The organism is Halomonas litopenaei (assembly GCF_003045775.1).
Lineage (GTDB): Bacteria > Pseudomonadota > Gammaproteobacteria > Pseudomonadales > Halomonadaceae > Halomonas > Halomonas litopenaei.
Genome location: NZ_PXNS01000004.1, coordinates 86,607 through 100,269, shown reverse-complemented (window position 1 = coordinate 100,269; position 13,663 = coordinate 86,607). Strand labels below are relative to the sequence as shown.

Annotated in this window: 9 protein-coding genes; all 9 read right to left on the bottom strand. The window is 63.0% G+C overall.

Going from position 1 to position 13,663, the window contains the following annotated elements:
* Positions 1 to 190: 190 nt before the first annotated feature.
* Positions 191 to 1,495, bottom strand: coding sequence for a DcaP family trimeric outer membrane transporter (locus tag C6W88_RS06930; RefSeq protein ID WP_146164640.1), 1,305 nt, complete (start codon positions 1,493 to 1,495; stop codon positions 191 to 193).
* Between the two features lie 1,048 nt (positions 1,496 to 2,543).
* A complete protein-coding gene (locus C6W88_RS06925; protein ID WP_108131965.1) occupies positions 2,544 to 4,193 on the bottom strand; it encodes a BCCT family transporter in 1,650 nt (549 codons plus the stop codon).
* Positions 4,194 to 4,760: 567 nt separating this feature from the next.
* On the bottom strand, positions 4,761 to 6,599 hold the full coding sequence (gene glmS, locus C6W88_RS06920) for a glutamine--fructose-6-phosphate transaminase (isomerizing) (protein ID WP_108131964.1): 1,839 nt from the start codon (positions 6,597 to 6,599) through the stop codon (positions 4,761 to 4,763).
* Positions 6,600 to 6,689: 90 nt separating this feature from the next.
* Positions 6,690 to 8,054, bottom strand: coding sequence for a bifunctional UDP-N-acetylglucosamine diphosphorylase/glucosamine-1-phosphate N-acetyltransferase GlmU (gene glmU / locus C6W88_RS06915; RefSeq protein WP_108131963.1), 1,365 nt, complete (start codon positions 8,052 to 8,054; stop codon positions 6,690 to 6,692).
* Positions 8,055 to 8,151: 97 nt separating this feature from the next.
* The gene (locus C6W88_RS06910; protein WP_108131962.1) at positions 8,152 to 9,261 is read right to left on the bottom strand and encodes an FAD:protein FMN transferase; all 1,110 of its coding nucleotides are present in this window, start codon (positions 9,259 to 9,261) and stop codon (positions 8,152 to 8,154) included.
* 20 nt (positions 9,262 to 9,281) lie between these two features.
* Entirely contained in the window at positions 9,282 to 10,079 is a 798-nt protein-coding gene (locus tag C6W88_RS06905) for an undecaprenyl-diphosphate phosphatase (RefSeq protein ID WP_108131961.1), read from the bottom strand.
* Between the two features lie 110 nt (positions 10,080 to 10,189).
* Positions 10,190 to 11,563 (bottom strand): magnesium transporter, encoded by a 1,374-nt coding sequence (gene mgtE, locus C6W88_RS06900; protein ID WP_108131960.1) that lies wholly within the window; start codon positions 11,561 to 11,563, stop codon positions 10,190 to 10,192.
* Positions 11,564 to 11,796: 233 nt separating this feature from the next.
* Positions 11,797 to 12,222, bottom strand: a complete 426-nt coding sequence (locus tag C6W88_RS06895; protein ID WP_045992706.1) for a F0F1 ATP synthase subunit epsilon — start codon at positions 12,220 to 12,222, stop codon at positions 11,797 to 11,799.
* A 24-nt stretch (positions 12,223 to 12,246) separates the two neighbouring features.
* Entirely contained in the window at positions 12,247 to 13,623 is a 1,377-nt protein-coding gene (gene atpD / locus C6W88_RS06890) for a F0F1 ATP synthase subunit beta (protein WP_045992707.1), read from the bottom strand.
* Between the last annotated feature and the right edge of the window lie 40 nt (positions 13,624 to 13,663).

Here is a 13,663-nt window from a genome sequence, read left to right as displayed (position 1 = left end):
GGTTGCGCTGATCGATCGTTCAAGAAGGCAGACTCGACGGTTTCAGGGGCGCCAGCATAGCATCGCCCCGCCCGGTGTTGCCGAACGGGGAGATGCTGACAAGCTGCAAGCGGCGCCGAGCGCCGGAGCTTCTCGCCCTCAGCCGGGACTCTGTCCGAAAAGCCGACGGACACAGGGGATTTTCAGCCTCCTAGAAGTCGTACTTGGCGGAGAACTGAACCCTGTCCAGGTCGAAGGTATCGCCGTCCACCTCATCCAGGTCGTAGCGCTGGTACTCCGCCGACAGCGTGGTGTTGGCAAAGGGCGACCACATCAGGTTGAGAAAGAAGCTGTCGTAGCTGTCGGTGTCGTCGCCGGTACCGTTGCTGTCGAGTTCAGTCGCCGAGTAGGCGATGCTCGAGCGCAGCGTGTCGGTCCAGTAGTGACGATAGATGGCCGAGGCGCCCCAGGACTCCACCATCTTGATCTGGCCGTCCTCCACCTTGGCGTTGGGGTAGGCGCCCAGCGCCATGTAGCGTCCCAGGTTGCCATAGTTGGCCTGCAGCATGAGGTCGTCTTTTTCGAACACCGGGAATCGTCCGGTCAGGCTGTAACCGGCCCCCCAGCGACTGTCGTCGTCCTCGGCGTCATCCAGGCTGAAGCGCCTGACCACGGTGGCCGCTGAAACATGCCCCCACTCCTGGTCCACATTGACCCGGGCCACCATGTCCGGGGTGTCCTGGTCGTCGTCGCCGTCCTCGGGGTTCTCCACCGCGAACTGCAGGCTGCCCCAATCCAGCGGATAGGTATAGCGAAGCTGTGGCTGGCGCACGAAGATCGAGCCGGTATGGGTACTGAAGGCGTCGATCTCGCCAAGCCCCTTGAGATCCATGAAGGTTGACCAGTACTGCCCGGCCAGCCAGTTGCCCCAGCTCAGGTAGGCGTGGCGCAGCCGCGGCGCGTAGGAGTGCGAAACAAATTCGTTGGCTTCGTCGTCGGCGCCATAGAAGTCCGTCTCGATATAGGTCTTCATGGTATCGCCACCCAGCGGTGTACTGGTACCGAAGCTCAGACGCGTTTCCCGCGCACTGAAACTGACGCGGTTGTCGGCGTCATCGTCGGTGGCGCGCAACAGCCCCGCCGTCACCGTCTCGTTGGCCTTGCCGTCGCTGAGTCCATTGTCGGAGAACGCCGCCTGAGCCTTGATGTAGCCGCCAAAGGACACCGTGGTATCTCCCACCAGGAAGTCGCCACTCTCGGTGCGTTTGACCACGTTCTCGCTGACGTCGGCGACGTCCTGTTGCATGCTGGCCTGCTGGTTGATCAGGTTATCGATCTGGGCCTGCTGCTGTTCGACCAATTGCATGGCCGCCTGCTGTTGGGCCTTGAGCTGTTCGATCTGGGCCTTCAGGTCATTGAGTTCCTGCATCGACGTCTGCGCCTCGGCCGCGATCGGCATCAGCAGACAAAGGCCGGTTCCCGTCAGCAAGGCGCTTGTGGATCGTAATCCGCTCATCGCCGTCCCCCTTCATTATCGTTGTCGTGGCGGTCGTCATGGCGGCTGTCGCTGAACTGAATCACCGACGCCTGCACGCTCGGAGACCCAGGCATGACCGGCAAACCACTCGCAGGAATGGCGACCACGTATAACCAAGCGCTTAACTAACGAATATAGGAATGAAGGTTCGAGAACGGTGTTTGATATTGTGCCCAATGAAGCACGAAAAAGAAGCGTCCGAATTAGCAAAACAATAGAAATATATCTTACAAATTCATAATGCTAGAACCGGAAAATATGGAAAATTACGAGCTTTCTTCTTTATCAAGTACCGGTACAGCATATATCGATAGGCAGTAGAAGCGGCGCCTGGCCGACCTCAAGAAAATACCACTGCATCAACGTGCTGTTTTTGTGATCTGGTTCTCGGACCGGCAGCGCGGAGCCTGTCAACACAGATGACACTTGAAATGATTCTGACTCTTTAACACCCTGCCGCCAGGGGCGCCGCATTCCTCTCGGGATTCAGGTGCACTACCTCTGGCAGGCCGAGGTTTCCGATGTCCCAGGACCAACACTCCGGATAAAGCTGCTTTGTCGCCTCAAGACTTCCCGGCGCTGCGCCAGGATACCTTTGGCCTCGCAGCTATGACGCTGACTCGTCGCGCCGTCGGCGATACCTCTCGGCCGACATCACTCTGGAAAGAGCTCTTCGTCACTTCATGTGGATTTGGGCTGCCGGCACCGATCGCGTCACGCTTCTAGCGCCTATCTAGAAAAACTGTGTTCATTACCATCAATGACTTGAACATTGATCTATCGAGCTAGGGGGAGCCATACCCCGGTAGACGGAATATCGCGTTGTCCTCGACCGCACCTCCTGGATCTGCGGCGACACTTGAGCCTACGCTTCCCTCAGCACTACACAACAGGAAGGGAACAAGCCCGACCTCGTGAGGCCGGGCAAAGCTGGATGCAGCAAAACGGGGTCAGTCGACGTTGTTGTGCCAGCAGATAGAGCATCTACAACCAAAGAAAGCCGACAGATTTCGCATGATGAGAGGACTCAGCCACCCCGACGGCGTAACTGACGAAGCTCGCCGTTCAGCGCCTTGATGATGGTGTAGCACATCACAATCATCACCACCGAGAAGGGGATCGCGGTGGCCGTGACTCCGGCCTGGAGCGCCGAGAGTCCGCCGCCGATCAGCAGTACGATGGCAATCAGGCCTTCCACCGTGGCCCAGAACATGCGCTGAGGGCGCGGTGCATCGATCTTGCCACCGGCGGTGATGGTATCGATCACCAGCGAGCCGGAATCCGACGAGGTGACGAAGAAGATCAGCGCCAGGATAATGCCCAGGGTCGACATCAGGCCCGACAGCGGCAGCTCGTTGAGCATGGCGAACAGCGACAGCTCGGGGCTGTAGCTGTCGATCACGTATTCCTTGACCAGGCTACCGGCCGGATTGGCATATAGCTGGTCGAGGGCGGTGGCGCCGAACACGCCCATCCAGATGAAGATGAACAGACTCGGGATCACCAGCACACAGATCACGAACTCACGCACCGTGCGCCCCCGGGAGACGCGGGCGATAAACATGCCGACGAAAGGCGCCCAGCTGATCCACCAGGCCCAGTAGAAGATGGTCCAGGATTGGCGATAGGCGTCGTCCTCGCGGCCGAAGGGGGCCGACAGCGGGATGAACTTCGTCACGTAGGTCTCAAGGCCGGCCCAGAAGCCGGCGAGCGCTGCCAGGGTCGGGCCGGCGAACAGCACGAAGAAGAAGAACAGCACGGCCATTCCCATGTTGATCTCGGAAAGCCGCTTCACGCCACCTTCCAGACCGCGCCACACCGAAACCAGCGCCACTGCGGTGACGGCTGCGATCACGACCACCTGAGTGGTGATGCTGACGTCCAGGCCGAAGACGAAGTTCATGCCGGCGTTGGCCTGCTGAGCGCCGAGGCCGAGCGAGGTGGCCAGGCCAAACAGGGTCGAGAATACCGCCAGGATGTCGATGACGTGGCCCCACCAGCCCCAGACGCGGTCACCCAGCAGCGGGAAGAACGCCGAACGGATGGAGAAGGGCAGGCCCTTGTTGTAGGTAAAGATGGACAGCGCCAGCGCCATCACCACGTAGACGGCCCAGCCGTGGATGCCCCAGTGCAGATAGGTGCCGGCCAGCCCCATGGCGGTGGCGTCGGCGATGGCCTCAGCGTTCAGTTCCCCGTCGCTGCCGAAGGGCGAGGGCGTGCCTAGCGGCGAGGAGACGTTGGCGTGATAGACCGGTTCCAGCACGCCGAAGAACAGCAGGCCGATGCCAATGCCGGCCGCGAACAGCATCGCAAACCAGGACAGGTAGCCATACTCCGGCGTGGCGTCGGGGCCGCCCAGGCGGACCTTGCCGTATGGCAGCACGACCAGTGCCAGACAGAACAGGATGAAGCCGTCCACCACGATCATGAAGTAGCTGTCGAGGGTGCCGGTGGAGAAGCTGACAATGGACTGAAATAGATTACCGGCTCGCTCGGGGAACAGCAGCGTCAGCACGATGAAGACAATCGAGGCCAGCGCCGAGATGGCGAAGACCCGGTTATGTATATCGAAGCCGATAGGCCCCAGGCTGCCCTCGAAGTTGTCCTGCCCGACGGTATAGTCCGTCTGCATGTCGTCCGAAACCGGGGTTGGAGCCTGCTCGCTTTGAGTACTCATGAATGATGCTCCTGTGGATGGAAACACACTGGCCGAGTGAGTCTCGCACACGTCAGCTGTTGCGTGTGACAGGACAAGCGATGAGAGCTGAGGCTCCCTTACCAGTAGCGGAAAGATTGAGCTCTCGGCGTCAATATGTGCACCGGAAACAGCAGCCCTCCCCTGAAACCCTCTACCCCGTGCAGGTCAGCACAACAGGGGGGACCGCAAATAACGCGTGGAAATATCAACGAAAGCGACGCCGCTTTCCGTTCAACGCCTTGATCACTGTATAGCACATCAGAATCATCACCACCGAGAACGCAACGAGATATCGTCAAATCCGGTGCCGGGCTATTTGGCGGCAGTCCTGTCTGATTGATCGGTGACTTGCTCTCCATCCTTGAACTGAAGTGGACCCCATTCCCAGGCAAAAAGAGCGCGGGACACCGGGGTGTCACCGCACTCTCTTTAGCCTCCAAGAACAAGAACGGACTGCATCAACACCTTCTCTGGAGTTGATGGGAAGATTTCCCTTCCGTCACGCCGAGTCTGCGACCGCTGCCATACTATCGCCCGACGGTATGTCTACTCCACCGTCACCGACTTGGCCAGATTGCGCGGCTGATCGACATCGGTCCCCTTGAGCACCGCCACGTGGTACGACAATAGCTGCAGCGGCAGGGTGTAGAGGATCGGCGCCAGTGCCTCGTGGACGTGGGGCAGGTGCAGCACCTGGATGCCCTCGCTGGCGTTCAGGCCGACGTTCTCGTCGGCGAACACGTACAGCTCGCCGCCTCGAGCCCTGACCTCCTGCAGGTTGGACTTGAGCTTGTCGAGCAATTCGTCGTTGGGTGCCACCGAGATCACCGGCATCTCGCTGTCCACCAGCGCCAGGGGGCCGTGCTTGAGCTCGCCCGCCGGGTAGGCCTCGGCGTGAATGTAGGAAATCTCCTTGAGCTTCAAGGCGCCTTCCTGGGCGATGGGGAAGTGGGCGCCACGTCCCAGGAACAGCGCGTGGTGCTTCTCGGCGAAGGCCATGGACAGCCGCTCGATGGCCTCGTCCAGGCCCAGCACCTGGCTGCACAGCGCCGGCAGGGTCCGCAGAGCGGCGACGATCTCGGCCTGCTCGTCCTCGTCCATGCCCCGCACTCGGCCAAGCGCCAGGGCGAACAGCATCAGTGCGGTCAACTGGGTGGTGAAGGCCTTGGTGGAGGCCACACCGATCTCGGGGCCGGCCTGGGTCATCAGGCTCAGGTCGGCCTCGCGCACCAGCGAGCTGCCCGGTACGTTGCAGATACCCAGGCTGCCCAGGTAGTTGTCCTGCTCCATGGCAAACCGCAGCGCGGCCAGGGTGTCGGCGGTCTCGCCGGACTGGGACAGGGTCACGAACAGGGTACCCTGGGGCACCACCACCTGGCGGTAGCGATACTCGGAGGCGACCTCCACCTGCACCGGGATGCCGGTGTAGCGCTCGAGCCAGTAGCGCGCCACCATGCCGGCGTGATAGCTGGTGCCGCAGGCCACGATATGGATCTGGCGGACCTGCTGGAACAGTCGCTCGGCATCGGGGCCGAAGCTTTCCACCAGCACCGAGCGGTCGCCCAGGCGGCCTTCCAGCGCCGCGGCGATCACCGCCGGCTGTTCGTGGATTTCCTTGAGCATGAAGTGGCGGTACTCGCCCTTGCTGGCGGCGCCGTCACCATGCTCGAAGGTCTGGACCTCACGCTCGACGGCGGTCCCCTCGGCATCGAAGATCTCGATGCGACCATTGGCGGACAGGCGCACCACGTCGCCTTCACGCAGATAGATGAAGCGATCGGTCACCGGCAGCAGCGCCAGCGGGTCAGACGCCAGGAAGGCCTCACCGATGCCGACGCCGACCACCAGCGGGCTGCCCTTGCGCGCGCCGACCACCACATCGGGCTCGTCCACCGCCATGACCCCCAGGGCGTAGGCGCCATCGAGGCCGGCGACGACCCGCTGGAAGGCGCTGAGCAGATCACCGTCGCGGCGAGACTCACGCTCCAGCAGGTGGGCGATCACCTCGGTATCGGTCTCGGACTCGAACACATAGCCCTGATCGGTGAGTTCCCGACGCAGCTGCTCATGATTCTCGATGATGCCGTTATGTACCACCGCTAGGCGATCACGCGACTGGTGGGGATGGGCGTTGGGCTCGCTGGGGCGACCGTGGGTCGCCCAGCGGGTGTGAGCAATACCGCTGAGCCCCGGCAGCGCCGAACCCTCCAGTCGCGCCTCGAGCGCGGCCACCTTGCCCACCGCGCGCTGGCGCACCAGTTCTCCCTCGGGGCTGCGCACCGCCATGCCGGCACTGTCATAGCCGCGGTACTCGAGGCGCTTGAGGCCTTCGAGCAGAATGTTCTGTACGTTGCGCTGGGCCACCGCGGCGACGATGCCACACATAGGGGTCACTCCTTGAGAGATTCGTTATTGGCTACCGCTGACCAGCAATCGAGAGGGGGCCGCAACGGCAGAAACGGGCGGAAGCGTCCGTCAATCCTCGTCCTTGGTCGGCCTCGGCCAGTTGGCCTTGGCGATCTGACGAGACCTTGTCACCGCCAGGCTATGATCGGCGACGTCGCGGCTGATGGTGGAGCCGGCACCGACGGTGGCGCCCTCGCCGACACTGACCGGGGCTACCAGCGCCGAATTGGAGCCGATGAAGGCGGCGTCACCGATCTCGGTACGGTGCTTGTTGGCGCCGTCATAGTTGCAGGTGATAGTGCCGGCGCCGATATTGACCTCACGTCCCAGGCGGGCGTCACCCACGTAGCTCAGGTGGTTGATCTTGCTGCCCTCGCCCACTTCGGCGTTCTTGGTTTCGACAAAGTTACCGACCTTCGCCTTGACCGCCAGACGCGAGCCAGGACGCAGCCGGGCGAAGGGACCGATCTGGTTCAGCCCGGCCAATACTGCACCGTCGACGATGCTGTGGGCCTCGATGACGCTTTCGGCGCCAACATGGCTGTTGCGTACCACCGAGTAGGGGCCGATGCGCACACCTTCGCCGAGCTCCACCTCGCCTTCGAACACACAACCCACGTCGATGAAGACGTCGTGCCCGCAAGTCAGCTTGCCACGCACGTCGAGACGGTCTGGGTCGGCCAGGGCCACGCCCTTTTCCATCAGCGCCTCGGCGATGTCGCGCTGGTATGCTCGCTCGAGACGCGCCATCTGGGCGCGATTGTTGACGCCTTCGACCTCCATCGGCCGTGCCGGCTGGGCAGTGGCCACCTCAATGCCCTCGGCGGCGGCCATGGCGATCACATCGGTCAGGTAGTACTCGCCCTGGGCGTTGTCCGACGACAGCTCAGGCAACCAGCGCTTCAGCTGGGCGCTGGTCATGGCCATGATGCCGGTGTTGCACTCGGTGATCGCAAGCTCGCTTTCAGAGGCATCCTTCTGCTCGACGATGGCCACCACCTTGCCTTGATCGTCACGCACGATGCGGCCGTATCCCGCCGGGTCGTCCAGGGTCACGGTCAGAAGTCCCATGTGGCGCTCGTCTACCTGCTCCAGCAAGGCCGCCAGGGTTTGCCGACGGATCAGCGGCACGTCACCGTAGAGCACCAGCACCTTGCCATCGCCGAGCTGGCCCAGCGCCTGGGCGACGGCGTGACCGGTACCCTTCTGCTCGGCCTGATGGGCAAAGCGAACCTCGCTGTCGGCCAGGGCATCGCGAACCCGCTCGCCACCGTGCCCGATGACCACGTGGGTGCGATCCGCATCGAGACCCCGGGCGGTATCGACCACATGACGGACCATCGGCTTGCCCGCCAGGGTATGCAGCACCTTGGGCAGACTCGAGCGCATGCGGGTGCCCTGTCCGGCGGCGAGAATCACCACATCGAGGCTCATCGTGACTCCTTGTCTAAAACAAAAGATCGAAGCAAATATCGCAACAGTAGCGAACCGACCAACGGTTTCAGTGATCCGTCGTGAGAGGCCAGCGCTTCTATTCTAGCGGGGTGTCGACATCCGTCACCACCGTCAGCCCCAGGGTATCGACCATCTCCTGCCCAAAGCGCGTCACAAAGGCGGGGCTGACCCGACTTTCCCAGCCCTCACCCTGACGCACCAGCATCACCACCGGCAACTCCTGGTCGATGGCGGCCTGCATGCCTTCCTCTTCGCCCATCACGCTCAGCGCGGTGGCCCAGGCGTCGGCCCAGGCATTGGACGGATGCACCACCGTCACCGAGGCCAGCCGATGGGTGATGGGGCGCCCTGTGCGGGGGTCGATGGTATGGGAGTAGCGCTTGCCATCGGCCTCGAAGTAGTGACGGTAGTCACCGGAAGTCGCCACCGAGACATCATCGAGGCCGACCACGTGCTGAGCCTTGGGCGCGCCGTTCTCGGGCACCTCGATACCGATGCGCCACAGCCCCTTGCCGCCGTCACGCCGTCCCTTGACCTTGACCTCTCCACCAAGATTGACCAGGTAGTTGGCGATACCCTGACGATCCAGATAGGCCGCCACCTCGTCGGTGGCGAACCCCTTGGCCACCCCGGACAGATCGATGTAGACGTCACGCAGGCGACGGGCCTGGGCCTCGGCGGTGTCGATCTCGAGCGCGTCCATGCCGACCTGAGACAAGCGCTTCTCGAGTACGTTTTCCTCGGGGATTTCCCGGGGCCGGGCCTCGGGGCCAAAGCTCCACAGATTGACCAGGCTACCGACGGTGACGTCGAAGGCGCCGTGACTTTGCTGGTTGACCGACTGGCTGATGGCCAGCACCTCCATGAATTCGTCGGAGATCGGCTGCCATTGCCCCAGCGGTGACTGATTGAAGGCGGACAGCTCCGAATCCTCGCGCCAGGTCGACATGGAGGCGTCGACCGCGTGCATCTCGTCGAGTACGCCCTGCTCGATCTCCTCTACCTGCTCGCGTGTCAGCGGGTCGGCCAGGGTGATCTGGTAGAAGGTGCCGAAGATGTCGCCTTCCAGGGTGATCGGCGAACGGGTAGTGGTCTCTTCGCTGCAACCGGACACCAGCAGTGCCATCAGGAGGGGCGCCAGCCAGGTTGTCAGCCATCCACGCCGAGCGGTCTTGAATCCAGTCATGAGGGGTCTCTTCAGATATATCAGCCAAACAGCCAGATCAGGGCGATACCAAGCAGCAGGCGATAGACGACGAAGGGCTGCATACCGATGCGCTTGATGAACGACAGGAAGAAATGGATGCACAGGTAGGCGCTGACGCCGGACAGCAGCGTGCCGAGCGCCATGTCACCCCAGTGCACATCGACACCCGTCTGAATCAGCTCGCAGGCCTCGAGTCCCCCCGCCAGCACGATCACCGGAATCGACAGCAGAAACGAGAAGCGGGCCGCGGCTTCTCGCCCCATGCCCAGCATCAGCGCCACGGTGATGGTGATGCCGGAGCGCGAAGTGCCGGGAATCAGCGCCAGCGCCTGGCCGATGCCGATCCACAGGGCATCGCTCCAGCGCAGCTGATACTCGCTGCGCGAGCCCCTGAAGCGCCAGTCGGCAAGCCCCAGCATCAGGCCGAAGAAGATCAGACCGAACGCCAGCACCATGGGCGAGCGGGCATACTGCTCGATGACGTCCTTGAACAGCAGTCCGGCCAGCCCCACCGGAACGGTGGCGAGGATCACCCACCAGGCCAGCCGAGCGTCCTGATCGGTGCCGCGACCGGCGACGCTGGCACACCAGCTCGACAGCATGCGCAGGATCTCGTCGCGGAAATAGATGACCACCGCGCCAAGGCTACCCAGGTGCAGCGCCACGTCGAAGGCCAGTCCCTGGTCCGGCCAGTCGCTGAACACGGGGACCAGTATCAGGTGGGCGGAGCTCGATACCGGAAGAAATTCGGTGATTCCCTGAATCAGGGAGAGAACGACAATCTGTAGCCAATCCATGGAGTGACCCGTAAGCGAGGGGTAACAGGCAAAACGCCCGCAAGAGCATACACTCCACGGGCGTTCTTGTCCGCTGTCAGGGGGCCCCTGGCCGCCCCCGCTGCGGTCGATCAAGTTCCCATCAGTACCAGCGTGGCGATGGAAAAGTAGATGACCACCCCGGAGGCGTCGATCAGGGTGGTGACCAGCGGTGCCGAGGCGGTGGCCGGATCCCAGCCCAGCCGATCGAGCACGAACGGCAGGCACATGCCGAGCAGGCTGCCGAACAAGACGATGCAGATCATGCTGATGGCCACCACCAAGGCCACCGCCTCACCACCTCTAATGACCCCGATGGGGGCCACCGCCAGGGCCATGGTCAGTCCCAGCGAGCCTGCCACCAGCAGTTCTCGGCCGAGCAGCTTGCTCCAGTCCTTGATGCCGACGTCACCGGTGGCCATGCCTCGCACCATCAGGGTGGCGGCCTGGGCGCCGGCATTGCCACCGCTGCCGATCAACAGCGGCAGAAAGAACACCAGGGTCACCTGGGCGGCGATGGTGTCCTCGAAGTGGGCGATGCCGGCTCCCGAGAAGAGGTTGCCGAACACCAGCAATACCAGCCAGATCACTCGCTTGCGATACAGGCTCCACAGCGGCACCCGGGACACGCCACCTTCCAGCTGACCGATCGACATGCCCTTGTGGATGTCCTCGGTGGCCTCGGACTCGACCACGTCCATGGCGTCGTCGTGGGTGACGATGCCGACCAGTCGCTCGTCGGTGTCCGTCACCGGCAACGCCAGCAGGTCGTAGCGTGCCACCACCCGGGCGACCTCTTCCTGCTCGGCGTCCACACCGATGCTGATGACGTCGTGGATCATCAGCTCGTCGATGATCGCCTGGGGCCGTGCCACCATCAGCTGTCTCAGTGACATGGTGCCGGCCAGGCGGCCGTGCTCGTCCACCACGTACAGCTGGTAGACGGTCTCGGCGTCGGGAGCGGTCTGGCGCACCCGCATCATCGCCCGGGACACGGTGAGCCCCATCGGGATCGCCACATAGTCGGCGGTCATCAGGGCGCCGGCGGTGCCCTCTTCGTAGCTCGCCAGGCGCTTGAGCGCCTCGCGCTCGCGCCGCGCCATGCGCCGTAACAGCGCCTCCTTGCGATCATCTCCCAGCACCTTGAACAGGTCGGCACGTTCATCCGAGCCCATCTTGTCGAGGATTCGCGACAGCCAGGCGTCCTCGATGCGAGACGCCATGGCATCCTGGGCCTCGAATGGCAGATGACCGAACACGCTGGCCTGGCGCCCCACCGGCAGGCAGGCCAACAGCGCCACGGCGCTGTCCAGGCGGTCCTCATCCTCGATCAGTCGCTCGAGGATCTCGGCCAGATCCGCCGAGCGAATCTCGGGCAGGCGGGCTTCCAGCGTCTTGCTGTCGCGGGGATCGAGGGCACGCAGCAGCACCTGCTTGTGCGCATCCAGGCTGGGGGTCAGATTCATGGACGTCTCCTCATGGCCGGCGTCCTTGCCGCAAATCGCTGAGGCGCAGTGTCCCCAAGAGACGACCTATCGGGGCTGCTCGAAAAGGCGACATGATGCCATGTCTGGATGAACATTAGACACAAGGCAAGCATCGAAGAAGCGTCAGTCGCGGTTCGCTGCCGCCATCACCAACGAAAACGCCCCCCGAATGTCAGCCATTCGGGGGGCGTGGGGCATCGGCGCCAGGGAACTTAGCCCTTGCCGGCCTTCCTGCGCAGCTGCTGGATGGTACGCAGCTGGGCCAGGGCCTCGGAGAGTTCCGCCGCGGCGCGGGTGTAATCCAGCTCCGCCGACTTGTCCTCCATGGCCTTGATGGCCTGCTTGCGGGCCTCTTCGGCGGCCGCTTCATCCAGATCGGATGCGCGAACCGCCGTGTCGGCCAGCACGATCACCTTCTCGGGCTGCACTTCGATAAAGCCGCCGGAGACGTAGAAGTGCTCCTCGCTGCCTTCGTTGAGCACCCGCACAGGGCCCGGAGCCAGCTCGGTCAGCAGCGGCGTGTGGCCGGCCAGGATGCCAAGATCCCCCAGGATGCCAGCCGCCACCACCTGCTCGGCACTACCGGAGTAGACCGAGGCTTCGGCACTGACGATCTCGCATTGGATGGTTTTCGTCATGATGACGTCTCCCGGTTAGAGGGATTACTTCATCTGGTTGGCTTTCTCGACGGCCTCGTCGATGGTGCCGACCATGTAGAAGGCCTGCTCGGGCAGCTCGTCGTACTCGCCGTCCAGGATGCCCTGGAAACCACGGATGGTCTCCTTCAGCGACACGTACTTGCCGGGAGAGCCGGTGAACACCTCGGCAACGAAGAACGGCTGTGACAGGAAGCGCTGGATCTTACGCGCACGTGCCACGATCTGCTTGTCTTCGTCGGACAGCTCGTCCATACCCAGGATGGCGATGATGTCCTTGAGCTCCTTGTAGCGCTGGAGCACGCCCTGAACACCGCGCGCGACGTTGTAGTGCTCGTCGCCCACCACCAGCGGATCAAGCTGGCGAGAGGTGGAGTCCAGCGGGTCGATGGCCGGATAGATACCCAGCTCGGCGATGGAACGCGCCAGTACCACGGTGGCGTCCAGGTGCGAGAAGGTGGTCGCCGGAGACGGGTCGGTCAAGTCATCCGCGGGCACGTAGACGGCCTGCACGGAGGTGATCGAGCCGGTCTTGGTGGAGGTGATACGCTCCTGCAGAACGCCCATCTCCTCGGCCAGGGTCGGCTGGTAACCCACCGCGGACGGCATACGGCCCAGCAGTGCGGACACCTCGGTACCGGCCAGGGTGTAACGGTAGATGTTGTCGACGAACAACAGTACGTCACGACCTTCGTCACGGAACTTCTCGGCGATGGTCAGACCGGTCAGGGCCACACGCAGGCGGTTCCCGGGCGGCTCGTTCATCTGGCCGTAGACCAGTGCCACCTTGTCGAGAACGTTGGACTCCTGCATCTCGTGGTAGAAGTCGTTACCTTCACGAGTACGCTCACCGACACCGGCGAACACGGAGTAACCGCTGTGCTCGGTGGCGATGTTACGGATCAGCTCCATCATGTTGACGGTCTTGCCGACACCGGCACCGCCGAACAGACCGACCTTGCCGCCCTTGGCAAACGGGCACACCAGGTCGATGACCTTGATGCCGGTCTCGAGCAGCTCGTTGGTGGCCGCCTGGTCCGCGTAGCCCGGAGCCTCGCGGTGGATCGGCATGCGCTCCTGCTCGCCGATCTCACCGGCCTCATCGATCGGCTCGCCGAGCACGTTCATGATGCGGCCCAGGGTTTCCTGGCCGACCGGGACGGAGATGGCCGCGCCGGTGTTATCGGTGTTCATGCCGCGCTTGAGCCCTTCGGTCGAGCCCATGGCGATGCAGCGCACCACGCCGTCGCCCAGCTGCTGCTGGACTTCGAGGATGGTCTCCTTTTCGGTGACCTTCAGCGCGTCGTAGACCTTGGGAACATCGTCCCGCGGAAACTCTACGTCAATCACCGCGCCGATGATTTGTACGATACGTCCGCTCATCTTGGTTCCTCTCTAATACCTGCAAATGAAACCTGCATGC